Here is a 24284-nt window from a genome sequence, read left to right on the forward strand (position 1 = left end):
CACGCTACCGCCGTCCGCATGCTCGGTCGCGTATACCTAGGACGTCCTCATAACTGCCGGGAAGGGCGATGAGCGGCCTCCGCGAGCGCGTCAGACCAGGGTCGAGGCGACCTCGAGGACGCGGCCGACGGAGGCCTCCTCGCCGACCGAGATGCGGATGCCGTCGCCCGAGAAGGGACGGACGATGAGGTCCGCCTCGACGAAGGCGGCGGCGACCTCGTCGGTGCGTTCGCCGGTCGGCAGCCAGATGAAGTTGGCCTGACTGTCGGGCACGTCCCATCCCTGCGCGCGCAGGCCCTCGAGCAGCCGGGTGCGTCGCTCGACGATCGTCGCCACGCGCTGCAGCAGCTCGGGTTCCGCGTCGAGGCTCGCGATGGCCGCCCTCTCCGCCGCGGAGGTCACGGAGAGGGGGATGCCGGTGGTGCGTGCGGCGTCGAGGACCTTCTCGTTGCCGATCGCGTAGCCGACACGCAGACCCGCGAGACCGTACGCCTTGGAGAACGTGCGGAGCACGACGACGTTCGGGTGCCGCTCGTAGACGCGCTCGTCGAGCCCCTTCACGGCGTCCGTCGCGGTCACGAACTCGGCGTACGCCTCGTCGAGGATGACGAGGACGTCGGCGGGGACGCGCTCGATGAAGGTCGCGAACTCGTCGCTCGTGATGATCGGACCGGTCGGGTTGTTGGGCGTGCAGAGGATGATCGCGCGGGTACGGTCGGTGACCGCCGCAGCCATGGCGTCGAGATCGTGCCGGGAGTCAGCGGTGAGCGGAACCTGGATGCCGGTCGCCCCGGCGACGAGCGGAAGGCTGGGGTAGGCCTCGAACGAGCGCCACGCGTAGATCACCTCGTCGCCGACCGATGCCGTGGCGAGGACGAGCTGGTGGAGGATCGAGACGCTGCCGGAGGCGACGTGGACCTGGTCGGGCTCGACGCCGAACCGCTCGCCGAGACGGGCGCGGAGTCGGCCCGCGGTCGCGTCGGGGTAGCGGTTGATGGGTGTGATGTCCTGCAGTGCGGCGACCACCGAGGGAAGCGGCTCGAACGGGTTCTCGTTGCTGGACAGTTTGAAGGCGTGCGGACCCGCCTGCTTCCCCTGACGGTAGGGCGCGAGGGCGGCGATGGCGGGACGGATGCGCGGCAGGATCGGGTCGGTCACAGACTGAGTCTAGATTCCGGGATTCTGTTCCGACGAAGGCGCCGAGTATGAACGCATACGAGCAACCGCTGACTCCACTCTCCGCGCATGGGAGACTGGCCTGACCATGCGCTTCATCATCCGAGTCGTCGTCAACGCGTTCGCCCTCTGGGTCGTCACCCTGATTCCCGCCCTGCAGGTGCAGATCAGGGCGTTCGCACCGGGCGAGACCCTGCAACTGGTGCTGACCCTCCTCGTGGTGGCGGCGATCTTCGCCCTCGTGAACACCGTCATCGGCACCGTCGTGAAGATCGTCGCCTTTCCGCTGTACATCATCACGCTCGGCCTGATCGGGTTCGTCATCAACGGATTCCTGCTGTGGCTGACCGCCTGGATCACGAGCGGCTTCGGCTGGGGGCTGACGGTCGGCGACTTCTGGTGGGGCGTGCTCGCGGCCCTCATCATCTCGCTGATCAACGGCGTCTTCGGCTTCATCCTGCGTCCGCAGCGCAAGAAGTCCCGCCGCGACTGACACCCGCACCGTCACTCCACCCTCTCTGCGCGGTACTCGGTCCGCTCGATCGTCTCGGCCTTCGCGAGCTCGTCCCAGAACCGGCTGAGCTCCTCGACCCGCGGGTCACCGGAGGCGTCGACCATCTCGGCGGTCTCGATGTAGGTGTCCAGCCCATGGGCGCCCAGCGGCGAGTACCCCGGACCGGCCTCCGGATCCGCCTCGCGCGTGACGGTGAAGCTGTCGGGTGACCCCACGCCGCCGGGGACTCCCCCGCCGCCGAGCGCCGCCACCGCATCATCGGTGTGGGCGAGTCCCACGATCGTCTGGTCCGCTCCTCCCATCACCTGCGTGGGGCTGCCGGCGGTGATCTGCACCTTCACGTCGAACTCGCTCCCTGCCGACAGATACGCCGCGATCATCCCGGCCTGCGAGTGGGAGACGACGTCGACCTCGTCCCCCGCCCCTGCGCCGGCCGCGGCGAGCGCGTCGAGCGTCGCCTGATACGAGGCGGACGCCTGCCCCTGATACAGCTCGCTGTTGGATTTCATGTCCCAGGGCTGCGTGCCTCCTGCCGCCGTCGTCTGAGTGCCGACGATGTACGCGACGAACCTCGTCCGGCCATCGGCGTACGAGTACTTCTCGACCGCGACCTGAGCTCCAGATGCGGCGGGCATGCGGCTCAGGGATGCGGCCACACTCATCGGCGGCGTCTTCGGCGTCGAGGTCGCGACCGGCGCGACCGCCACGGCATCCGCTCTGCCCGACAGCGTGGCTCCAGGGCGCACGGTTCCGAACAGCGGGCTCACGCCCAGCGCCGCCGCGGACCAGATCATCGGTCCGATGACCAGGTTGGCCGGGTACGGCGGCTCGAGCCCGTCGAACCGCGAACGCTCCCACTCGTGGATGAGAGTCTCCGCGAGCTCTCGCACCCTCCCGTCCGCCGCGGCCATCGCCTCCATGCGGTGCCGCAGCTCACGGGCAGCCGCGGCATCGGTGAGCTCGAGCGCCTCGGCCCGGGTCATCAGCTCGACGTACTCGTAGGCGTCGGCCATGAGCATCGTGCTCGTCGCCGTCTCCTGGCACTCGGTGCCCAGGCGCGAAGCGCCGTCGGCGGCGGCCCACAGAGCGACGGTGTCGACGTGCGCGCTGAACCCCGGAGTGTCGACGATAGTGCGGTGGGCGCTGGAGAGGGCCGTGGCGGCGACCTCGAAGCGCGTGGCGACGGCATCCGTCCTTCGCGCGACCGTGCGCAGCGCGTCGGGATCGACCGATATCGCCCCGCCGTGGTCGATCGAGAACCCGCTCATGGGATCGGCACCCCGACGACCTCCTGCTCGCGGAACCGCACGGCGGCGGCGACCGCACCCGTCCGCCTCTGGAGGTCGTCGAAGGACTGCTGCATCGCCCGCACTCCGTCGGAATGCCACTCGGTGTCGTCGGCGAGCCCGCTCAGCGAAGCGCGCGCCGAGTCCAGCGCCTCGATGGCGTCGTGCAGATCCTGACGCACGGTCGCCTTGGCCCAGGCGGTGACGACGGTCTCGGCTTCCCACGGTGCTATCGAATGCATGCGCCCAGCATCCGCGACGACCGGCCCTTCGGGGAGCCGAAGGCGGGTCGTTCTCCGGGGTCCGTGAGCAGGTCGCTTCCTCGGATCTCCGTGCAGGGCAGGTCGCCGCCCCGCGAACCTCCCCATCCCCGACCAGCGGCAGGTGCGCCTCCGATACGCCGACGTCGCGCGATCCGCCCGCGACCGGCAGAATGGGACGGTGACATCCCCGGATCCCTTCCGCGTGATCTTCGTGTGCACGGGGAACATCTGCCGCTCTCCGATGGCGGAGGTCGTCTTCCGCGATCTCGCGGACCGACAGGGCCTCGGCTCCCGCATCGTCTCCCGCAGCGCGGGCACCGGCGACTGGCATCTCGGCGAACGCGCCGACGAGCGGACGATCGAGTCCCTCGCCCGCCGTGGCTACGACGGCTCGCAGCACCGCGCCAAGCAGTTCACGTTCACCTCGTTCGCGGAGAACGACCTCGTGGTCGCTCTCGACCGCACCCACGAGCGCATCCTCCGCGAGTGGGCCAGGGACGAGGACGAAGAGGGCAAGGTCACTCTGCTCCTCGGCTTCGACCCCGCTGCGACCTCGCAGGACGTGCCCGACCCCTACTACGCGGGGGCCGAGATGTTCGATTCGGTGCTCGGTATGATTGAGGCGGCGACGCGCGGGCTGTTCCGCCAGCTCGAGCCGGCTCTCCGCCAGCCCCACACGCCCCGCATCCTCGGGGCCTGATCAGGAGGACTCCCCTGACTTTCCAGCCTTCGCTCCCGCCCCAGCCCCTGAGCCCTCTCGACGGCCGCTACCGCGGTGCCGTCACCGGACTCGCCGACTTCCTCTCCGAGGCCGGCCTGAACCGCGCCAGGGTCGAGGTCGAGGTCGAGTGGCTGATCGCCCTCACCGATCGCTCCCTCTTCGAGACGAGCCCGCTGTCGGATGCCGACAAGGAGCGCCTCCGCGCCCTGTACCGCGACTTCGGCCAGGCCGAGATCGACTGGCTCGCCGAGAAGGAAGCCGTCACCCAGCACGACGTCAAGGCCATCGAGTACCTCGTCCGCGACCGGCTGAGCAGCCTCGGCCTCGACGCCATCGCCGAGCTCACGCACTTCGCGTGCACGAGCGAGGACATCAACTCCGCCTCCTACGCGCTCACCGTCAAGCGCGCCGTCGAGGAGGTCTGGCTCCCGGCTCTCGACACCGTGATCGCGAAGCTGCGGGAGCTGGCCGCCGAGCACGCCGATGCGCCGATGCTGTCGCGCACGCACGGCCAGCCGGCCACGCCGTCGACCATGGGCAAGGAGATCGCCGTCTTCGCCTGGCGTCTCGAGCGCGTGCGAGCCCAGATCGCAGCATCCGACTACCTCGCGAAGTTCTCGGGCGCGACCGGCACCTGGTCCGCCCACATCGCGGCCGACCCCGACGCCGACTGGCCGACGATCGCCCGCGAGTACATCGAGGGTCTCGGTCTCGGCTTCAACCTGCTCACGACGCAGATTGAGTCGCACGACTGGCAGGTGGAGCTCTACGACCGGGTGCGTCACGCCGGCGGCATCCTGCACAACCTCGCGACCGACATCTGGACGTACATCTCGCTCGGCTACTTCGCCCAGATCCCTGTCGCCGGTGCGACCGGCTCGTCGACGATGCCGCACAAGATCAATCCGATCCGCTTCGAGAACGCCGAGGCGAACCTCGAGATCTCGGGCGCCCTGCTCGCATCGCTGGGCCAGACCCTGGTGACCAGCCGCCTGCAGCGCGACCTCACCGACTCGACGACGCAGCGCAACATCGGCGTCGCGTTCGGGCACTCGCTGCTCGCGCTCGACAACCTGCGTCGAGGCCTGAACGCGATCTCGCTGTCGCGGGATGTGCTGCTCGCCGACCTCGACGTGAACTGGGAGGTCCTCGCAGAGGCGATCCAGACCGTCATCCGCGCCGAGGTCGTCGCCGGCCGTTCGACGATCACCGACCCCTACGCGCTGCTGAAGGAGCTGACCCGCGGGCACCGCGTCGGCGCTGCGGATCTCGCCTCCTTCGTCGAGGGCCTCGAGATCGGGGATGCCGCCAAGCAGCGTCTCCTCGCCCTGACCCCCGCGACCTACACCGGCATCGCCGAGCAGCTCGCGAAGTAGGTTCACCCGCCGAGAAAGGCCCCGCATCGGCATCCGGTGCGGGGCCTTTCTCGACCGGTTCGCCGGGGCATCCGCCCCGGGCGCTGGGCGCTGTGGGGTCATTTGCGCACCGCCCGGGCCCTGCGGGGCCACTTGCGCACCCCAATCGACACCCCCGGGGCCATGCGGGGCCAGTTGCGCACCGCAGGCACGCAGCGGGGCCACTTGCGCACCACAATCGACGGAATCGGATGCGAAATCGACCCCGCACCGCCGCGGTACCACGCCCGCGCGCTGCGGGGTCACTTGTGCACCGCACGCACACAGCGGGGCCAAATACGCATCGCAATCGACGGAACCGGATGCGAAAACGACCCCGCACCGCCGCGGTACGCACCGCCAGGACCCGCACCGCACGCGACACCGCACCCCCCGGGGCCATGCGGGGTCATTTGCGCACCGCAGGCACGCAGCGGGGCCACTTGCGCACCGCAATCGACGGAATCGGATGCGAAATCGACCCCGCACCGCCGCGGCCCTACACCCCCGCGCGCTGCGGGGTCAAGTGCGCACCGCGCGCACACAGCGGGGCCAAGTACGCATTGCCATCGACGGAATCGGATGCGAAATCGACCCCGCACCGTCCGCGACCCCGCACCGCCACGACACCGCACCGGCACGAGCCCGACGCCGCAGGCGCGGGACGCTACGGGCGCGGCTCGCCGGAGTACGCCCCGGCGGAGTCGCGCGGCATGAAGGCGGCCGCCACCAGGGTCAGGACGGCCACGATCGCGGCCGCCACGAAGATCCAGACGGATGCCGACACGATCGTCGCCGGGTCGTCCGGCCCCGCACCCCGCGCGATGACGCCGTTCGAGATCGCTCCGAAGACGGCCACACCGAGCGCGCTGCCGGCCGAGCGAGCGAAGGCGTTCATGCCGGTGACGGCTCCGCGCTCGCCCCATCCGACCGACGCCTGCGCGGCGATCAGGGTGGGCGCGGCGCTCCACCCCAGCCCGAAGCCGAGCACGAACGCGACGGCGGCGACCACGAAGGGGTTCGGCCACGGTGAGACGGCGGCGAGCGCGATCGCTCCGACCGTGGTGATCGCCATGCCGGTGAGCGCCGTGCGGCGGAAGCCGATGCGCAGGTACAGGCGTCCCGCGTTCGCCGCGGCGAGCGGCCAGCCCAGGGTGAGCGCCGCGACGGCGAGGCCCGAGAGCAGCGGGGCGATGCCGATGGATCCCTCGAGGTACGCGGGCGCGAAGCTCGTGACGCCCGTCATCAGCGCACCGATGCCGAGGGAGACGATGGTCGTGGTGAGGATGAGGGGTCGTGCGGCCAGTCGGAGATCGACGATGGGCTCGGCCGCCCGCCGTTCGACGAACCCGAACACCACGAGCGCCGCGACACCGAGGCCGAAGCACACGGCGCTCGGCACCGAGATCCAATCCCAGGCATTGCCCCCCTCGAGCATCCCGAGGATCAGGCCCGTGAGCCCGACGGTGAGCAGTATCGCCCCCGCGTAGTCGATGCGATGCTTCTGCGTCTGCTTCTGCTCGTGGTACCGCCGCAGCAGCATCCACCCGGCGATCAGACACAGCGGGATGTTCACCCAGAAGATCCAGCGCCAGGCGTCGAGCTGGGCGAAGATGCCGCCGAGCGCCGGACCGACGACCGACGAGATCGCCCACACCGACGCGATGTACCCCTGCACCTTGGCACGCTCGGCGACCGTGTAGATGTCGCCGACGATCGTCATCGACATCGGGGCGACGGCACCGGCTCCGAGTCCTTGGACGATGCGGAAGACGATGAGCGACGTCATGCTCCAGGCGAAGCCCGAGAGCACCGAGCCGAGGAGGAAGAGCCCGATCCCCAGCAGGATGATCGGCTTGCGGCCCACGGTGTCGGCGAAGCGCGAGTAGATCGGCACGCTCACCGCCTGGGCGAGCAGGTAGACCGAGAAGAGCCACGGGAACTGCTGGTAGCTGCCCAGGTCGCGGACGATGCTCGGAACCGCCGTCGCGAGGATCGTCGCGTCGATCGCGATGAGCCCGGTGGCGAGCATGAGCGCGCCGAGCACGGGTCCGCGCTCCGACCGGAGTCCGATGGAGGCGCGGTCGATGGAGGCAGTCACTCTGAGGACAAGCCGTCGCGCGCCGAGGCTATTCCGAGCGGATGCCGGGACATCGGCGTGTTCACGGCGACGCGGACGGGCGCCCCTGCGCGTCGGAGTCGGGGTCATCGCCGGACTCCGCGTCGTACAGCACCGGACGGTCGACGGTCTTGGTGACGTCGGCGGGGTCGACGACGAGGATCAGCATCGCGAGGAACAGCAGCGTCACGATGAACGCCCCGCCCCCGACGACCAGGCCGAGCCCGATCGGGGTGAGGCCCTCGTAGCTGCCGTTGGCGATCGCGGCGTTGACGCGGGCGGTGAAGGCGCCCGTCGAGACGAGCGTGACGACGGCCGCGAAGATGCCGCAGGCGAGCGCGATCCCGAGCAGATGCAGGGGACGCAGGATGTCGCGTCGGGTGGGCTTCTCGTCGCTCATCGTTCTCCTCCGTGGTCGACCGGGGTCGGCGCGTCGTCGCCGACGGCGGCCGCGTCGGCGGCATCCACCCGCTTCGGCGTGAGGCCGGCGATGCCGAGGAACACCGCGACGATCGCGGCGTAGCCGCCGAACATCCCGACGCCGAGGATGATGCCCGTCAGCGTGAACTCCCCCGCGCCCTCGATGGCGTAGGGCTGGACGAAGCCGGCGGGGATGGCGAGCAGCACGATCGCGAGGAGCAGGCCGAAGGCGCCGACGGTAATCGAGTCGCGGGCAGCGGGATCACCGGATCGACGCGCGCGGAGGCCGACGATGAGCTCGACGAGACCCGTCGCCGCCGCCCAGGCGATCACCACGACGAAGAACAGATCGTCGGTGCGCCAGGCGGGTACGCCCGCCGTCATCCCGGCGACGACGCCGAGCAGCGCGAGCACGATCGACGGCCACCGCTCACCCGCGGGGAAGACGAGCCAGGCGGCGAGGATCAGCACGAGGGCGGTGGTCAGCACGAAACCGCTGAAGACCGAGAGCCCGACGGCCGCGGAGTGGTCGGGCGAGAACGTGATCATCACCGCTGCGGCTGCGGCGAAGAGCGCACGCAGCAGCTGGACATGGCGCACGGTGAACGCGCGAGCAGGGGCAGACATGACGATCCAGAGTCCTCCGGGGGTGTTCCCCCCAGTCTACGCGGGGGTACGAAGGGGTACGGACGCCCGGCGAGGATGTTCGCGGGGTCCGACGGACCTCCCCAGATCGAACGTCAGACCCCGCGACAACACGCAGCGACGGGGGCGGCACTGCGTCAGACCGAGCCCGTCGCAAGGTCGGGCACCCTGCTTGCGATGGAACGGCCTTCAGACCCCAGAAACAGCACCTCGTCCCCTACGCGATGCCGGTGTGGTCGTATGCTCACTCTAGGGCTCGGATCTTCACATACCGGAGGGGTGCTGTGACGGGTATGGAACGTGGGATCCGGAAGGCTGCCGAGGGGTTCGCCGGCTCCTTCCGCGATGCCATCAACGAGCAGGGTCTCACGCTCGCGCGGCTCCACGAGCAGCTCAGGGTGCGCGGCAACCGGGTGTCCATGGCCACTCTCAGCTACTGGCGATCCGGCGCCCGACGCCCCGAGGGCGCGCAGTCGATGGCGGCCCTCAGCGACATCGAGGAGCTGCTCAACCTCGAGCCCGGCGCCCTCACGACCCTGCTCGGCGCGACCAACCGCACCGGCCCCCTCGGCCCCAACCAGTTCCCCATCGACGAGCGGGAGCTCGAAGAGGCCGTGAAGGCCGCTTTCGCGGCGCTCGGCGCCGAGTACCCCGACACCTCCCGGGAGCTGACCACCCACTCGGTGACGGATGTGAACGCCGACGGCAACGTCGCGTTCTCGATGACGAGGAGCATCCTGCAGTCGACGGTCGGGACGGTCACGTCGATCCCCTTCCTCGAGCTCTCCCCCGGCGTGAGCACTCCGCCGCCGATCATGAGGGCGGTGTCCGGAGGACGCATCGCGGCGCGGTACTCGCATCCGAGCGGCGAGGTGCACGGCGTGCTGTTCGAACTCGACGTGCCGCTCACCGCGCCGGAGACCTCGATCGTGGAGTGGTCGGTGGAGTACCCCTCCGACTACCCGCCGCAGCGCGAGACCGGCCATGCCCTGGCGAGGCAGTGCCGGGAGCTGCTGGTGTGGACGCGCTTCCACCCCGACGCCCTGCCGGATCGGATCGAGGAGCGGGTCGAGACGCCGAACAGCTTCACCGCGACCGAGCTGACCCTCGACGGACGCACCTCCGTGCACCAGGTCCGTCGCGCCTTCGGCCCCGGCGCGCTCGGCGTCAGCTGGAGCTACGCCGACGGACGCTGAGGCTCAGCCCGGCTGATCGCCCCGCGCCACCGGCCGACCCGGCGTGTTCGACCACTGACTCCACGAGCCGGGGAACACCTTGGCCGCGATACCCGCCTCGTCGAGCACGAGTGCCGTGTGGGCGGCCGTGATCCCCGAACCGCAGTAGGCGGCGACAGGAGTGCCCTGCTCCACGCCGACGGCCGCGAAGGTCGCCTGCAGGGTGTGCAGATCGAGAATCCTGCCCTCGGCGTCCAGGTGGGCGGCCATCGGCAGGTTCACCGCCCCCGGGATGTGGCCGGCGATCGGGTCGAGCGGTTCGTGGTCGCCGCGGTACCGCTCGGGCGCGCGGACGTCGAGGAGCACACCGGCCTCGGGGAACGCCGACGCCTCGTCGATCGAGATCGCGTCGCCGCCGATCTCGGCGAGCACGACGTCTCCCGCCTCGACCTGCACATCGTCCGTCGTGACGGGCAGACCGGCGGCCGTCCAGGCGCGGATGCCGCCGTCGAGCACGCGCACGTCGACACCCCCCTGACGCAGCAACCACCACGCGCGTGAGGCGCTGAGCCCCTTCGCGTCGTCGTAGGCCACCACGAGGTCGCCGCGGTTCACGCCCCAGCGCCGCGCCGCATCCTGCAGCGTCTGCGTGGAGGGCAGCGGATGCCGACCCTCGGACGGTTCTCCGTGAGTGGCGAGCTCGGTGTCGAGCGGCACGTACACCGCCCCGGGGATGTGCCCCGCGAGGTAGTCGGACCGCCCGTCGGGCCTGTCCAGACGCCAGCGCACGTCGATCAGGCGGACCGGCGCCTCGGACGCCAGCAGCTCGTTCAGTTCCGTCGCGCTCACGAAGTTGCTCATGCTGCGAGGCTACCCAGCCCGCGCGACCGGAGCGCCGCGGATGCCACGCGCCGTCACGTTAGGCTCGATGAGGCCGCGTCGAGGAGGGACTGCATGCCCACTCGTCTCCGCTGGATCCGCCTGCGCCCCCAGGAGGCCGCGCTGCTCGTCATCACCGCGATCTGGGGCAGCACGTTCCTGCTCGTGCATTGGGCGATGGAGCACTCCGGGCCGTGGTTCTTCGTCGGCATCCGCTTTCTCGTGGCGGGTCTGATCAGCCTCGTCATCTTCCGCGGAGCACTGCGCGGCATCCGGTGGCGCGACGTGGGCGCGGGGGCCGCGATCGGCGTGATGATCCACCTCGGCTACGGTCTGCAGACCGTCGGCCTGCAGACGATCGACTCCAGCACCTCCGCCTTCATCACCGCGATGTACGTGCCGCTGGTGCCCCTCGCCCAGTGGGCCGTGTTCCGCACGCGACCGCCCGCCATGGCGTTCGTGGGCGCGGGGCTCGCCTTCGTGGGGCTCATGCTCATCGCCGGGCCCGACGCGTTCGCGCTGACGCTCGGCACCGGAGAGATCGTCACGATGATCAGCACCCTGCCGATCGCGGCGGAGATCATCCTGATCAGCGTGTTCGCCGGCAGGATCGACCTCGGTCGGATCACGATCGTCCAGCTGCTGACGGCGGGAGTCCTCGGACTGCTCACCATGCCCGTCGTCGGCGAACAGGTTCCGGAGTTCTCCTGGATCTGGGTCGGATGCGCCGTGGGCCTCGGCGCCGCCAGCTGCGTCATCCAGCTCACGATGAACTGGGCGCAGCGGTCGGTCTCGCCCACCCGAGCGACGATCATCTACGCCGGCGAGCCGGTGTGGGCCGCCGTCATCGGACGCGTCGCCGGCGAACGTCTGCCTGCCACGGCGCTGATCGGCGGTGCGCTCGTGGTCGTCGGCATCCTGGCGAGCGAGCTCAAACTCGTTCGCCGCCGGCGTGCACCCGAGCATGCGGAGCCGGAGCCCCGGGAATAGAACCGCCGGTGCCGCGTTCCACCCCTCATGATTGAAATTTCAACCGTCGTGCCGGTCGCCACCGAGCGGACGCGGGTGCGGGTGCCGGTGCGCTTCGCCGACGGGTACTCCACCACCGCCGACGTCGTGACGTTCGACGGTCTCGTCGACGGCCGCGAGCACCTGCTGCTCGGCCTCGGCGACTGGAAGGGCGCGCTGGAGCGTGCAGCCGAGGGCTCGGCTGCACCGCTCGTGCGCCCGCACAGCGAGTGCCTGACGGGCGACGTCTTCGGCTCCGAGCGCTGCGACTGCGGCCCGCAGCTGCGGGAGGCCGTCGAGCGCATCGCGGACGAGGGCGGGTTTCTGCTCTACCTGCGTCAGGAGGGCCGCGGCATCGGACTGTACGCGAAGCTCGACGCCTACGCGCTGCAGGACGCGGGCCTCGACACGTACGAGGCGAACGTGTCCCTCGGCCGGGGTGAGGATGAACGCGACTACACCGTCGCGGCCCAGATGCTGCACACGATGGGAGTCGACGGCATCCGCCTGCTGAGCAACAATCCCGACAAGGGCGCGCAGCTCGCCGCCCTCGGCATCCGTGTCACGGAGCAGGTCCGGACCGCCGTGCACCTGTCGGACGCGAACCACCGCTACCTCGAGGCGAAGCGCGACCACACCGCGCACACGCTCGACCTGTCCGCCGCGTGAGCGGGCCGGTGATGAGCGATCGGCGGCTCGACGACGACGAGATGGCGACGTGGCTGCCGACCATCCGCTTCGTGCAGCTGCTGCCGCAGGTGCTCGACCGTGCGCTGAAGGCCGAGACCGGGCTCAAGCACGCGCACTACGCCATCCTCGTGACGCTGGCCGGTCAGGACCACCGCGCCATCCCGATGACCGAGCTCGCCCAGATCGCGGGTCTCAGCCGGTCGCGTCTCAGCCACGCGATCGACTCGCTCGAGGAGCGCGGCTGGGTGACGCGCACCTCGTGCAGCAGCGACAAGCGCACGTTGACCGCGGCGCTCACGGATGCCGGACGCGACCTCCTGCGCGGTGCCGCGCCCGTGCATGTGGCGCAGATCCGCGAGCTGATCCTCGCCCCTCTCTCGGAGGAGGAGCGGGGCCAGCTCGGATCGATCATGCGCACGCTGCTCCCCGGCGTGACCGCCGCCCTGTAGCGCGGATGGCGGGCGGGTTCTGCTCTGAGCAGAACCGCTCGAACTCCACGGATGCTGCGGCATACCGTGAGGCATGGCCGACCTCGTCCCCTTCCCCCGCGCACCTCGTCCTGCTGGCCCTGCTCGCCGTCGCCCGAGCGACCCCGAACCGCTGTGGCGGCATCTTCTCGGCGACCAGCTGCGGCGACGACGACACGACCGCGACGAGACCCTGACCGAGACCGCCGCGAACGCCGGCGTCTCGCCGCAGTACCTGTCGGAGGTCGAGCGCGGCCTCAAGGAGCCGTCGAGCGAGATGATCGCCGCGATCGCCGGCGCCCTCGACACCTCGCTGATCGAGCTCACGAGCGCCGTGGCCGAGGAACTCCGATCGACGGCTGCTCCGGCATCCGCCGCCGTGTCGTCGGGACGCGGAGCCTTCGCTCTCGCCGCCTGACCGCATCCGCTCCCGGCCGGCCTCAACCCGTCCGCTCCCCCAGGACCGTGTCGATGAGTCCATAGTCGAGAGCGGCGGATGCCGTGAAGACGCGGTCCCGGTCGGTGTCGGCGCGCAGCGCGGCGGCCGCGCGACCGGTGTGCCGGGCGAGGATGGCTTCGAGGTCGGCGCGCACCCGCACGACCTCGTCGGCGGCGAGGATCAGGTCGGGGATCGCCCCGCGCGACTGGCCCGCCGGCTGGTGCAGCACGATCCGCGCATGCGCGAGAGCCGACCGCTGCCCGGGCGCTCCCGCAGCGACCAGGAGGGCTGCGGGTCCGATCGCCTGGCCGACGCAGGTCGTCGCGATCGCCGGGCGCACGTGCTGCATGGTGTCGTAGATCGCCAGTGCTGCTCCCGGGTCGCCGCCCTCGCTGTTCACGTAGAGCTGCACGGGCGACTCGGGGCTGTCGGCGTCGAGGTGCAGCAGCTGGGCGATCAGCGCGTTCGCGACCCCGGCGTCGATCCCCGTGCCCAGATAGATCACCCGCTCGGCGAGCAGATGGGAGTAGACGTCCATGACGCGTTCCCCGCGCGGATGCTGCGCGATGACGTTCGGGATCGTGTAGCCGCTCATGCGCCGGCCCCCACTCCGGCCCTGGCGCGCCGTCTCGGCATGATCTCGGTGATCGAGTCGACGATGCCGTCGATGAAGCCGTACTGGCGCGCCTGCGCAGCGGTGTACCAGCGGTCGTGGAGCGAGTCCTCGAAGATGCGCGCGATCGGCTGGCCGGTGTCGTCGGCGATGAGCCCGAGCACGGTGTCGCGCATGTGCCGCAGGTCGTCGGCCTGCGTCTCGATCTCGACCGCGGAGCCGCCGATGCCCGAGGATCCCTGATGCATGAGGATGCGTGCATGCGGCAGCGCTCGACGCTTGCCCGCGGCGCCGCCCGACAGCAGGAACTGGCCCGCGCTGCACGCGAGTCCCAGCGCCAGCGTCGACACGTCGTTCGGCACCATCTTCATCAGGTCGCGGATGGCGAGCATGGCTGGCACCGATCCTCCGGGCGAATGGATCCAGAGGGCGATGTCGGTGGTCGGGTCCTCGGCCGACAGCGTGAGCAGCTGCGTCATGAGCAGCGTGCCGTTGTCGTCGTCGAGGGCGCCGTCGAGCACGAGCACCCGCTCGTGGAACAGCGCGCGTCGGGCTTCGGGTCCGAACTGCGGGATGGGGTTGTCTTCGCTCATGCGACCAGCATCCGCCGCCCGGATCGCCGGCGGTCCGGTATCCGCCCGCGGCAGATCGGCTGAAAGCGGATGGCCGCTTGCGCGGGGCCACAACACCCCCGAAAGCACGCTGTAACACCCGCGACTCACGGCCCGCCTACCCTCAGGGGCATGGCGACGCAGAAGGCACCCGAATGGCTGTGGTCCGAAGACGGCATCAACTTCCGCACGCGCAAATGGGTGCGGCCGGAGGACCTGAACGCGAACGGGTCGCTGTTCGGCGGCAGCCTGCTGAAGTGGATCGACGAGGAGGCGGCGATCTACGCGATCGTCCAGCTCGGCAACTACCGCGCGGTGACCAAGCACATCTCGGAGATCAACTTCGAGGCGTCGGCCGTGCAGGGCGACCTCATCGAGATCGGCCTGCAGGCCACGCACTTCGGCACCACCTCGCTCACGATGCGCGCCGTCGCGCGCAACATGATCACGCGCAAGCGCATCCTCACGATCGAGAAGATCGTGTTCGTGAGCCTCGACGACGACGGTCTGCCGACGCCGCACGGCTACCGCGAGATCACATACAACCGTGATCGGATGCCGACGGAGCGGATCGCCACGGGGACGATCCGCCTGCCGTAGCCCCGAGGGCCGCCCTCAGCCGATGGCCCGCCGGTGGTTCAGCCGGTGACCCACCCAGAAGCCGACGGCGATGAGCCCGACCAGGGCGATGCCGAGCATCCAGGGCAGCATCGAGGGCGCGGCGCCCGCCGTGGCGGTCGCGAGGGTTCCGGAACCGTCGGCGATCAGGCCGTTGCCGTCGGCGAGGTCGGCCGCCCCGGTCTCGAGGCGAACGCCGCCCTCGGCCAGGTCGCCCGTTCCCGCGGCGACGGTCGCCGCGCCCTCGGAGATCTCGCCGACGCCGGTGCTGAGCTCCGACGCGCCCGCCTGCAGCGTCTCGGTGCCCTCGGCCAGCGCCGTCGCGCCCTCGTCGAGGCTCGATGCGCCGGAGCTGAGCCGCGCCGAACCGTCCTGCAGCGTTCCCGCGCCGGTCGACAGCGTCTGCAGACCGACGACGAGGTCACCGGCGCCGGAGGACACCCGGGTGGTGCCCGCCTCGAGCGCCTGGGCGCCCGACACCAGCGCCGGAGCGCCCTGCGGGGAGACGAGGGCGACTGTGCCCGGCCATCCCTGAGCAGGGTCGCCGTTCACGAGCACGTGGGCTCCGCCGGCCAGCCGCTTCGACGCCTCGACCGTCGCGAGAGTGCCTGCGGCGAGGTCCGGCGCGGCGGCGGCGGCTCCGGCGATGCCGTCGACCTGCCTGTCGAGGCCCGCGGCCAGCAGCGCGAGCTGGTCGATCTGGCTGCCGTCAACGCCGTCCTGCGCGGCGATCTGCGCGAGAGCGTCGGCGAGCTGCTGGGAGTTGGTCGGCGCTCCCGCGGCCGCGTTCGTGATCCCGGCAGCGGCTGCGGGGTTCGACAGGGCCTGCAGCTTCGGGATCACGGCTGCCGGGACCTTCGCGTCGACGGTGTTCTTGAACTCGTTCGCCCCCGCGAGCAGCTGGCCCGCGATGAGGTGCGCGCCCGACACTCCGGCCGACAGTGTGGTCGCTCCGGCGACGAGCCGCTGCGCGCCCGCATCCAGGTCGTTCGCACCGGCCGACAGGCGCTGCGCGCCGGACAGTGCCGACGAGGCTCCCGCGCTGAGTCGAGCCGCGCCGTCTGCCGCGTTCGAGGCACCGATCGCGAGCGTGTCGGCGCCGACCGCGAGTGCGGCCGCTCCGGTCGACGCGCTCTGCGCCCCGGCCGCCACCTTCTCGGAGCCCGCGTGGGCCGTGATGGCGCCGGCGGCGAGGTCCTCCGTGCCGGAGGCGAGCTTCTCGGCACCGGTCGAGAGGTCGCTCGCACCGGCGGCAAGGTCGGCCGACCCCTCCCTTGCTGTCGTCGTGCCGTCGGCGAGCTCTGCGGCACCGGCCGCGATCTTGCCGGTCGTGAGGAAGAACAGGATGATCATCGCGGCCAGCAGCACGCTGAGGGTGATCACGGCGATGCGCATGCCGAGGCCGTGCGCGTGGGGTCTTGCACTCGTCATTGAGGACTCCCGAGGTAGGTGGCGTCGTTGCCACCGGCGAGTGTATGGTCGCCGCTCCCAGGTTTCGTCCAGGTTTGCGCGCTGGAACTAGGTATCGACCAGCGTGAGACCGAGTTTCTTGTCGAGTCCTGACAAAGTGCGCGAGCGCGGGGCTCGGCGCCGAGGGTCAGCTCGCGAGCGCCGGCACCGTGCCCGTGCTCGCGGTCCCTGTTCCGACGGATCCCGTCGACGCCCGCGGGGTCTGCACCGTCGTGGTCGATGTCGTGGCCGTCGTGGCGGCAGCCGCCTCCGCCTCTTCGAGACGTGCGGCTCGTGCCTGCGCGCGCGCCGGCTCTCCGGCGGTGACGATCGAACGCGCCACGGCCCCGATGACCAGCATGCCGACGAGCGCGGCTCCCGACACGATCAGCGGAGTCCACTGGCTGGCGAAGGATGCCGCGAGGCTCAGCACCGCGGCCGGGACCCACACCCCCACTGCTCCGCCGGCGAGCCCTGCGGCTCCTCGCGCAATCGCGACTGCGGCGAGCGCTGCGCACAGCACAGCCAGCACAGCCCCGACGATTCCGATCGGCACCAGTATCGATGCCAGTTCGTGTGCCACCCTCGATGACGTCATGACGACCCCCCGGTCAGCGGAATCTCCGCACCACCAACATTACGAAGTACCGGTCGACACGGCATCCATCTCGAGGATGATGTTCCGCAACCGTGACTCGTCGTTCAGCAGCGCGTCAGCGGTGTGTCAGCGGCGTGTCAGCCATCCGAAACGCGACCCGCGTACGACGCGCACGGGCTGAGTGAGCACCGCGTCGACCACCATCGAGCCGTCGGTCGGACCGACGATCGCGATGGCGGAGGTCTCGGTCGCCTCGACCGGATCGACCCGCAGGTGCGCGAGCCCGCGGTGCGCGCGCACATAGGCGGGCACGAGCAGCACGATCGCGCCGAGCCATGCCAGCGGGTTGCTCAGGGCGACACCGTCGAAGCCGATCATCGCGCCGAGGACCACGGCCGCACCGACGCGCATCACGAGCTCGATCACCCCGGTGACGGTGGGGACGAGCGTGTGGCCGAGCCCCTGCAGTGCTCCGCGGAGCACGAACAGGATGCCGAGCGCCCAGTACCCGCATCCGTTGATGATGAGCATGCGGTGCGCCATCGCGACGACCTCGTCCGAGCCCTCGCCGACGAAGAGGCGCACCATCGGGGTTCCGAACGCGATGATCACCGCGCCCAGCAGGATGCCGGTGATCACCGCCATCCAGGTTCCCTCCACGACACCGCGACGGATGCGGTCGGGCCGCCGACCGCCGTAGTTCTGCGCCGCGTACATCGACGCCGCGAGTCCCAGCGACGAGAGGAAGGCGACGGCGAGTCCGTCGACGCGGGATGCCGTCGTGTAGGCGGCGACGGCCTCGGAGCCGAGGCTGTTGAGGGCGACCTGCACGGTCAGCGTGCCGATCGCGATGATCGACGCCTGGAAGCCCATCGGCAGACCGAGGCGGAGGTGCTCGGCGAAGTCCTCGCGGGTGACCTTCCAGTCCACGCGGCGCAAGTGCAGCATGGGCAGGCGACGGCGCACGAACTCGAGGCACAGCAGGACGGACACGGCCTGGGCCACGACGGTCGCGAGCGCGGCACCGCCGACGCCCCACTCGAGCGGGCCGACCATGAGGATCACGAGGCCGACGTTAAGCGCACAGGAGACCGTGAGGAAGATCAGCGGCGTGCGCGAGTCGCCGATGGCGCGGATGATCGCCGACAGGTAGTTGAAGAACATCGTCGCGCTCGCACCGATGAAGCTGATCTGGGTGAAGATCGTCGCCTCGGCCAAGAGCTCCGGCGGCGTCTGCAGCAGTTCGAGCACCGGGCGCGCGATGAGCGGAGCGCCGACGGTGAGCACGATGCTCGTGACGCCGGTCAGGATGACGCCGGTCGCGACGGAACGGCGCACCGCCGCGGCGTCGCCGGCACCGAAGGCCTGGGCGATCGGGATCGCGAAGCCGCTGGTGAGGCCCCACGCGAAGCCGATCAGCAGGAACAGCAGGCTGCCCGTCGCGCCGACGGCGGCGAGCGACTCGACGCCGAGATGGCGTCCGACGACGACGGCGTCGGCGAACTGGTAGAGCTGCTGCACGACGTTGCCGAGCAGCAGGGGGATCGAGAAGGACAGGATGACACGCCACGGACGACCCGTGGTGAGGGAGGTGGCCATGAGGGAGCGGCTCGCAGAACTGGGGGGATGATCGGGGGTCGTCCCAGGATATCGAATCGATTCGGGTGAGCGGTATACCCGATCGCCAAGTACGGTCGAAAGGATGCCGCAGCGGTACGCGGCACGGAACACCGGAGGTTCGGGCAATGACGACACAGAACACGAAGGGGTCCGTCGGGGTGGACGGCTCCGAGACCGGCGACGAGCAGCACCTGCGGCGAGCGCTGACCAATCGCCACATCCAGCTGCTCGCGATCGGCGGGGCCATCGGCACCGGCCTGTTCATGGGCAGCGGCAAGACGATCTCGGTCGCGGGACCCTCGGTCATCTTCGTCTACATGATCATCGGCTTCATGCTGTTCTTCGTCATGCGGGCCATGGGCGAGCTGCTGCTGTCGAACCTCAGGTACAAGTCGTTCAGCGACTTCGCCAGCGACCTGCTCGGGCCGTGGGCGGGCTTCTTCACCGGGTGGACCTACTGGTTCTGCTGGGTCGTCACCGGCGTCGCCGACGTCATCGCCATCGCCGGCTACACGGATGCGCTGTTCCCCGGCATCCCGCTGTGGATCCCGGGTCTGCTCGTGATCCTCATCCTGCTCGCCCTGAACCTGCCCACCGTCGCCGCCTTCGGCGAGATGGAGTTCTGGTTCGCGCTCATCAAGATCGTCGCGATCGTCGCCCTCATCATCACCGGCGCCGTCATGATCGTCACCGGCTTCCAACACGATGCGGGCACCGCGAGCCTCTCGAACCTTTGGGACCACGGCGGGATGTTCCCGCATGGCTTCATGGGGTTCGTCGCGGGCTTCCAGATCGCGGTCTTCGCGTTCGTGGGCGTCGAGCTCGTCGGCACGGCCGCGGCGGAGACCAAGGACCCCGAGCGCAATCTGCCGAAGGCGATCAACGCGATCCCGATCCGCATCCTGCTCTTCTACGTGGGCGCGCTCGTCGTGCTCATGGCCGTCACCCCGTGGACCGAGTACGTCGCCGGCGAGAGCCCCTTCATCGCCATGTTCGCCCTGGCCGGGCTCGGCATCGCGGCGACGGTGGTCAACCTCGTCGTGCTGACCTCGGCGATGTCGAGCGCGAACTCCGGCATCTACTCGACGTCGCGCATGGTGTTCGGCCTCGCGCAGGACGGCGATGCCCCTCAGGTCTTCGGCCGCCTGTCACGGCGACGCGTGCCGCAGAACGCCCTGTTCCTCTCGTGCATCCTGCTGCTCTCGGGCGTCGTGCTGCTGTACGCGGGCGAGGACATCGGCACCGCCTTCGACATGGTGACGACCGTCTCGGCGGTCTGCTTCATGTTCGTGTGGACGATCTTCCTCTTCAGCTACCTCGTCTACCGGCGCACCCGCCCCGAGAAGGTCTCGGCATCGAAGTTCCGGATGCCGGGCGGCGTGTTCATGGTCTACGTCGTGCTCGCGTTCTTCGTGTTCATCCTCTGGGCGCTCACCACGCAGCCCGACACCCTGACCGCGCTGCTCGTGACGCCGATCTGGTTCGCGCTGCTGCTCGGATCGTGGATGTTCGTGCGGAAGTCGCCCAACCACCTGCGCCGCCACGCCGCGCACATCGCGTACCTGCGCGACGACTCGGCGGAGTAGCTCGCCCGACCCGCGTGCACGATTCAGCAAGGACCGGCCGATTCCGTGGGAATCGGCCGGTTCTCGCGTTCGGCCGTGCATCCGTGCTGAATACTGCACGGCCTGAGTGGGCGACGTGCCGGGCTGATCCACAACAGCAGCCGGATATTCTGGATGCCGCGATCTCGGAAGGAGAGCGATGTTCGACAGCCCGCTCTCGGCGTCGGCCTACGAGGTCCTCGGGGTCGACCCGTCGGTCGACGACGTCGAACTGCGCCGCGCCTACCGGCTGCGCCTGCGCCACACCCATCCGGACACCGGGGGCGACGCCGCCGTGTTCATCCAGGTGCAGCGGGCGTGGGAGCTCATCGGCACCCCCGAGAGCCGCGCCGCCTACGACCGTCGCTCGGGCGCGCACCCCGGCATCCCCGCAGAGCCGGAGTGGAACGGGTGGAGGCCGCAGTCGGCGACCCGCACCGACACCCGCCCTCGGGCACGTTCGTACGGGCACCCCGGCGGCTGGCGGCGAGAGCGCTATCTCTCGCTCATCCGCGAGTGGGCCGGGCGGGGCGTCGAGGTGCCCGACCCCTACGACCCCGCGCTGGTGCGCTCGGCACCTCGAGACCTTCGCCGCCTGCTCGCCGACGCCCTCGCCGAGGAGGCGACCGCCCGCACCGTGAGCGCACTCGGCATGGGCTTCACCGTGTGGCACGACGTGGCGACCGGCAGGGATGCCGACGACAAGCTCGACCACGTCGTGCTCAGCCCGTCTGGGCTCTACGGCATCATGTCGGAGGACTTCGGGGGTGTGGTCGGATTCCGACGGGGCGAGATCACCGGCCCGAGCCTCGGCACGCGCGCACCGGTCACCGCGGCGCTCGCGCGGATGCGCACCGTGGCCAAGGCGGCCCGCGTGAAGTTCGGCGGGGCGATCCTGGTGCTCCCCGACGACGACCTGGCGCAGGCCGTCACGCCCCTCGGCAGCAGCCGCGGCGTTCCCGTGGTCGTCGTGCGGCGCAGCGCGCTCGCCATGGTGCTCCGTCAGGGCGTGCCGGGCGCCCGTGCGATCGGCGGCAACGAGCTGTTCGACGTGCGCACCCGGCTGCAGCAGACCGTCACCTTCGTCTGACCCCGGCCGGCATCCGCCCCCCGTTCTGCACACGACGGGCGGCGACAGAGCGGACGCTCGAGCCCCCAGCCGCTAGCTCAGCAGCTCGAGGTGACGGCGCAGGGCCCGCCGGTTCGAGAGGTCGAGCTTGCGCATGAGGCGGTGCATATGACTCTCCACGGTTCGCACGCTCAGCACGAGGCGGGTCGCGATCTCGGCGTTGGTGAGGCCGTCTGCCGCGAGCCGACCGACCTCTTTCTCCCGTTCGGTCAGAGTGATCGCCGTCGCGCCGAAACGAGCGAGATCGAAGCTCCGCCCGGGGTGGGCGGCGCGGATCCTCGCCTCCTCGTCCTCGGCACGGCGGATGCCGGAGGCGTCGCCGACCTCGGTGAACCAGGCACGGGCGAACCGGCACGCCGACAGCGCCATCCCCGTCAGGCCCCTAGCGTCCAGCTCGGCCGCTGCCGCGATCATCGCCGCGGCGTCGTGCGCGACGAGGGCCGTCACATACGCAGCGTGGGCGGCCAGGCCCGCGGCTTCTGGCACCTCCTCTGCGTGGCGGAGCGCGACTCCGAGCCGCTCGGGGGTGGGGTCCAACTCCACAGCGGAGAGCAGGGCGGACAGCCCCGACACGCGCGCCCCTCGCCTCCAGAGACCCTCACCGGACTCGGCGAGCAGGTCCGCGGCCTGCGAAGTGCGTCCGTCGAACGCCAGCAGCTGCACCCGAGCCACAGCGCTGCTCTGTCCGGGCAGGGGGCCGTCCACGGCGCCGAGCTGCTCGAGCTCCCCCGCGAGCCGTTCGCCGGCTGCGATCTGTCCGCGCCGGATCGCGACCACCGCGGCGATCGCGAGCAGCGAGAGCTGGAGTCCCGGCGGGAGCGGAGACGGCTCCCCGGCGGAGAAGATCACCTCGACGAGGTCGTCGACGGCCGCGTGGTCGCCCGAGGCGAGGTGGCAGAACGCGGCGGCCGTGCCGAAAGCACGGACGGCGTCGATGTCGAGGTACCCGTGCGCCTCGTCGAAACCGCGCTGCAGGGTCTCGACGGCCTCTGTGGCTCTGCCCTGTCCGAAGAGCGCGATCCCGAGCAGCACCCGCGCGGCGGGCCGGGGCTGGCCGTCCTCCGATGCTTCGATAAGACCGAACACGCGCTGCGCATCCGCGAAGCGTCCCGCACTGACGAGCACGCTCATCTGCGTCTCCAGCAGCGCATGCCTGACGGCGGAGGGAAGGTCGTCGGTCACCTCGAGACGACTGCTGAAGTCCGCGGGCACGGTATCGACGTTCGCGAGGATCTGGACCTCGGCCGCTCGGAGCATTCCGGCGTAGGCGCCGACACGGGCGGCCTCCTCCTGCAGATTCGTGATCGCGCGCGCCGGGTCGTTCTCGACGTAGGCGATCCAGTCGGCGTGGAGGGTCGCGAACTCGGCCCTGCTGGCGTCATCGCCGTGGCGGGCCTGCGGAGACGCGAACACACCGGTGATGACGTCCTTCACCATCGGAGTGTGGGTGTGCATGAGCGCTCGGATGTAGCGGACCGCGCTGGAGGCCGAGGGGTTCGACTCCCACTCCGCCGCCGTCACGAGGCGCCGGGCTCGCGCGCGCTCCTGGAGCAGGCGCACGAACAGGGCGTCCTGTCCGACGGGCGCCTTCGTCGAGGGACGTGATTCGGAGAGCACCGACCACACCGACTCCGGGGTGCTCAGCCTCTTCACGATGAGCTCCGTGAGTCGGCTACGCCGGGCGGTGAGAGGCTCGTGGCGGAAGAACTCGACCAGCAGCGGCGGCATGACGGCGACGAGCTGACGGTCGCCGCTCGGGATGAACGTGATCATCCGCAGCTCCTCCAGCAGTTCCAGAGTCGTCCATTCCACCAGCTGGCTCACGGTGTCGATGTCGGCGACGCCGACGATCGCGATGATCTCGAGGGCGTCGCGGGTCGCGTTGTCGAGGCTCTCGAGATGGGCCTCGAGCACGGCACGCAGACCCGTGCTCCACAGGTCGCGGGTCGCGGTCCACTCCCCGCCGCGCAGCGACATGCGCTGTTCTCGGGTCGTCGCATCGACCAGGCTGAGCGCGAGCCCGATGTTGCCGCCGGATTTCGCGAAGATGCGGCTCATGGTGCGGGCTTCCACGGGGGCGGCGAGATAGGTCTCCAGTGCGGATTCCATCTCCTCGAAGCCCAGCGGGGTCATGTCGATGACGTAGGTGGGCTCGAGAGTAGAGGCGGGCAGACCGCTGGGCGTATGTCGGGCTCGCAGACCCTGCAGCCGCGACAGGACGATGGGCAGACCGAGCTCGCGGCGCACCGCTTCTGCGACGCCCCAGGACGATTCGTCCAGATCGTCCCAGTCGTCCAGGAAGAGCACGGACCGCGGATGCCGCACGGCGTGCCGCAGTGCATCCGCCGTCTCCTGCAGATTCGCGGGCATGCGTTGTCCTGCGGGAGCCCCGATGCCGGCCATGTGCAGTGCGGCGAGCGGATGCTGCCTGAGCGACGCGATCCCGCGGATCGAGACGACCGTCCACTCGTCCTCCTCCAGACGCGCGCGAAGCGCCCTGAGGAATGCACTCCGTCCGGACCCCCGGCTCCCGACGACATCGATGCCCACGGACGCCTGGACGAGTCCGACCGCGGTGGTGAGGCTCTGTTCGCGACCGACCACCATGAGGTCCTGCTTTCTCACTGACTTGCCTTACGCAAAAAGTACACTCCGATGCCCCTGTTCAGACGGAATGGTCGTGACGCCGTCCGGCCCCGCCCCTGAGGAGAGCCTCCCCCACGCGCACGCCCCGGCGGCCGGGGATCGCGTGCCCTACGAAGCCTGCGCTGCACGTTAGGTAGCGCAGTGCGGTCGACCGCACCGCGAGGCGGGCCGGGGACAGTACCCGGAGGCGACTACTTAAG

The 24284-nt window shown here is 70.3% G+C and carries 24 protein-coding genes; 11 read left to right on the forward strand and 13 right to left on the reverse strand.

What is annotated here, in order from left to right:
* Positions 1 to 90 precede the first annotated feature (90 nt).
* Entirely contained in the window at positions 91 to 1158 is a 1068-nt protein-coding gene (locus tag BN2660_RS05070) for a histidinol-phosphate transaminase (RefSeq protein WP_091228115.1), read from the reverse strand.
* 106 nt (positions 1159 to 1264) lie between these two features.
* Between BN2660_RS05070 and BN2660_RS05075 the strand changes: the two genes are divergently transcribed.
* Positions 1265 to 1669 (forward strand): phage holin family protein, encoded by a 405-nt coding sequence (locus BN2660_RS05075; RefSeq protein WP_091228116.1) that lies wholly within the window; start codon positions 1265 to 1267, stop codon positions 1667 to 1669.
* A gap of 11 nt (positions 1670 to 1680) precedes the next feature.
* Here BN2660_RS05075 and BN2660_RS05080 read toward each other — a convergent pair whose 3' ends face one another.
* Both BN2660_RS05080 and BN2660_RS05085 read right to left on the reverse strand, forming a co-directional pair.
* Positions 1681 to 2958: a hypothetical protein gene (locus BN2660_RS05080; protein WP_091228118.1), complete on the reverse strand. Its 1278-nt coding sequence runs from the start codon at positions 2956 to 2958 to the stop codon at positions 1681 to 1683.
* Positions 2955 to 3218, reverse strand: a complete 264-nt coding sequence (locus BN2660_RS05085) for a hypothetical protein (RefSeq protein ID WP_091228120.1) — start codon at positions 3216 to 3218, stop codon at positions 2955 to 2957. The genes BN2660_RS05080 and BN2660_RS05085 overlap by 4 nt, the downstream gene beginning before the upstream one ends.
* A 199-nt stretch (positions 3219 to 3417) precedes the next feature.
* On the opposite strand from BN2660_RS05085, the gene BN2660_RS05090 reads away from it, so the two are divergent.
* Both BN2660_RS05090 and purB read left to right on the forward strand, forming a co-directional pair.
* The gene (locus BN2660_RS05090) at positions 3418 to 3939 is read left to right on the forward strand and encodes a low molecular weight protein-tyrosine-phosphatase (RefSeq protein WP_176697094.1); all 522 of its coding nucleotides are present in this window, start codon (positions 3418 to 3420) and stop codon (positions 3937 to 3939) included.
* A 14-nt stretch (positions 3940 to 3953) separates the two neighbouring features.
* Positions 3954 to 5336: an adenylosuccinate lyase gene (purB, locus tag BN2660_RS05095; protein ID WP_091228122.1), complete on the forward strand. Its 1383-nt coding sequence runs from the start codon at positions 3954 to 3956 to the stop codon at positions 5334 to 5336.
* A gap of 685 nt (positions 5337 to 6021) precedes the next feature.
* Here purB and BN2660_RS05100 read toward each other — a convergent pair.
* From BN2660_RS05100 to BN2660_RS05110, 3 genes are all read right to left on the reverse strand, one after another.
* On the reverse strand, positions 6022 to 7455 hold the full coding sequence (locus BN2660_RS05100; protein WP_255305037.1) for an MFS transporter: 1434 nt from the start codon (positions 7453 to 7455) through the stop codon (positions 6022 to 6024).
* Between the two features lie 61 nt (positions 7456 to 7516).
* Positions 7517 to 7873, reverse strand: coding sequence for a hypothetical protein (locus tag BN2660_RS05105; RefSeq protein ID WP_091228127.1), 357 nt, complete (start codon positions 7871 to 7873; stop codon positions 7517 to 7519).
* Positions 7870 to 8520, reverse strand: a complete 651-nt coding sequence (locus BN2660_RS05110) for an acyl-CoA synthetase (RefSeq protein WP_091228128.1) — start codon at positions 8518 to 8520, stop codon at positions 7870 to 7872. The genes BN2660_RS05105 and BN2660_RS05110 overlap by 4 nt, the downstream gene beginning before the upstream one ends.
* Before the next feature lie 311 nt (positions 8521 to 8831).
* Between BN2660_RS05110 and BN2660_RS05115 the strand changes: the two genes are divergently transcribed.
* On the forward strand, positions 8832 to 9734 hold the full coding sequence (locus BN2660_RS05115; protein WP_091228130.1) for a hypothetical protein: 903 nt from the start codon (positions 8832 to 8834) through the stop codon (positions 9732 to 9734).
* Positions 9735 to 9737: 3 nt separating this feature from the next.
* On the opposite strand, the gene BN2660_RS05120 is transcribed toward BN2660_RS05115, so the two are convergent.
* Complete coding sequence (locus BN2660_RS05120; RefSeq protein ID WP_091228132.1) at positions 9738 to 10574, reverse strand: sulfurtransferase; 837 nt, start codon at positions 10572 to 10574, stop codon at positions 9738 to 9740.
* A 93-nt stretch (positions 10575 to 10667) separates the two neighbouring features.
* Here BN2660_RS05120 and BN2660_RS05125 point away from each other — a divergent pair, with 93 nt between their 5' ends.
* From BN2660_RS05125 to BN2660_RS05140, 4 genes are all read left to right on the forward strand, one after another.
* Positions 10668 to 11582, forward strand: coding sequence for a DMT family transporter (locus BN2660_RS05125; protein ID WP_091228134.1), 915 nt, complete (start codon positions 10668 to 10670; stop codon positions 11580 to 11582).
* A gap of 27 nt (positions 11583 to 11609) precedes the next feature.
* Positions 11610 to 12269: a GTP cyclohydrolase II gene (gene ribA / locus BN2660_RS05130; protein ID WP_091228136.1), complete on the forward strand. Its 660-nt coding sequence runs from the start codon at positions 11610 to 11612 to the stop codon at positions 12267 to 12269.
* 11 nt (positions 12270 to 12280) lie between these two features.
* Complete coding sequence (locus tag BN2660_RS05135) at positions 12281 to 12739, forward strand: MarR family winged helix-turn-helix transcriptional regulator (RefSeq protein WP_091228138.1); 459 nt, start codon at positions 12281 to 12283, stop codon at positions 12737 to 12739.
* 73 nt (positions 12740 to 12812) lie between these two features.
* Positions 12813 to 13175: a helix-turn-helix domain-containing protein gene (locus tag BN2660_RS05140; RefSeq protein ID WP_091228140.1), complete on the forward strand. Its 363-nt coding sequence runs from the start codon at positions 12813 to 12815 to the stop codon at positions 13173 to 13175.
* A gap of 22 nt (positions 13176 to 13197) precedes the next feature.
* Here BN2660_RS05140 and BN2660_RS05145 read toward each other — a convergent pair whose 3' ends face one another.
* A complete protein-coding gene (locus BN2660_RS05145; protein WP_091228142.1) occupies positions 13198 to 13791 on the reverse strand; it encodes a ClpP family protease in 594 nt (197 codons plus the stop codon).
* The gene (locus tag BN2660_RS05150) at positions 13788 to 14402 is read right to left on the reverse strand and encodes a ClpP family protease (RefSeq protein WP_091228145.1); all 615 of its coding nucleotides are present in this window, start codon (positions 14400 to 14402) and stop codon (positions 13788 to 13790) included. The genes BN2660_RS05145 and BN2660_RS05150 overlap by 4 nt, the downstream gene beginning before the upstream one ends.
* Positions 14403 to 14552: 150 nt before the next feature.
* On the opposite strand from BN2660_RS05150, the gene BN2660_RS05155 reads away from it, so the two are divergent.
* Positions 14553 to 15020 (forward strand): acyl-CoA thioesterase, encoded by a 468-nt coding sequence (locus BN2660_RS05155; RefSeq protein ID WP_091228147.1) that lies wholly within the window; start codon positions 14553 to 14555, stop codon positions 15018 to 15020.
* Between the two features lie 15 nt (positions 15021 to 15035).
* On the opposite strand, the gene BN2660_RS05160 is transcribed toward BN2660_RS05155, so the two are convergent.
* From BN2660_RS05160 to BN2660_RS05170, 3 genes are all read right to left on the reverse strand, one after another.
* Entirely contained in the window at positions 15036 to 16469 is a 1434-nt protein-coding gene (locus BN2660_RS05160) for a hypothetical protein (RefSeq protein ID WP_091228149.1), read from the reverse strand.
* Positions 16470 to 16635: 166 nt separating this feature from the next.
* Entirely contained in the window at positions 16636 to 17085 is a 450-nt protein-coding gene (locus BN2660_RS05165; RefSeq protein WP_141651240.1) for a hypothetical protein, read from the reverse strand.
* Between the two features lie 126 nt (positions 17086 to 17211).
* A complete protein-coding gene (locus tag BN2660_RS05170) occupies positions 17212 to 18684 on the reverse strand; it encodes an MATE family efflux transporter (RefSeq protein WP_091228153.1) in 1473 nt (490 codons plus the stop codon).
* Positions 18685 to 18830: 146 nt separating this feature from the next.
* Between BN2660_RS05170 and cycA the strand changes: the two genes are divergently transcribed.
* Together cycA and BN2660_RS05180 are read left to right on the forward strand one after the other, a co-directional pair.
* Positions 18831 to 20291 (forward strand): D-serine/D-alanine/glycine transporter, encoded by a 1461-nt coding sequence (gene cycA, locus BN2660_RS05175; RefSeq protein WP_176697095.1) that lies wholly within the window; start codon positions 18831 to 18833, stop codon positions 20289 to 20291.
* 178 nt (positions 20292 to 20469) lie between these two features.
* Entirely contained in the window at positions 20470 to 21399 is a 930-nt protein-coding gene (locus BN2660_RS05180) for a DnaJ domain-containing protein (protein ID WP_091228155.1), read from the forward strand.
* 72 nt (positions 21400 to 21471) lie between these two features.
* Here the strand turns inward: BN2660_RS05180 and BN2660_RS05185 are convergent, their stop codons facing one another.
* Positions 21472 to 24063 (reverse strand): helix-turn-helix transcriptional regulator, encoded by a 2592-nt coding sequence (locus BN2660_RS05185; protein ID WP_141651241.1) that lies wholly within the window; start codon positions 24061 to 24063, stop codon positions 21472 to 21474.
* Positions 24064 to 24284: the final 221 nt, after the last annotated feature.

The organism is Microbacterium sp. 3J1 (genome assembly GCF_001049495.1).
GTDB lineage: Bacteria > Actinomycetota > Actinomycetes > Actinomycetales > Microbacteriaceae > Microbacterium.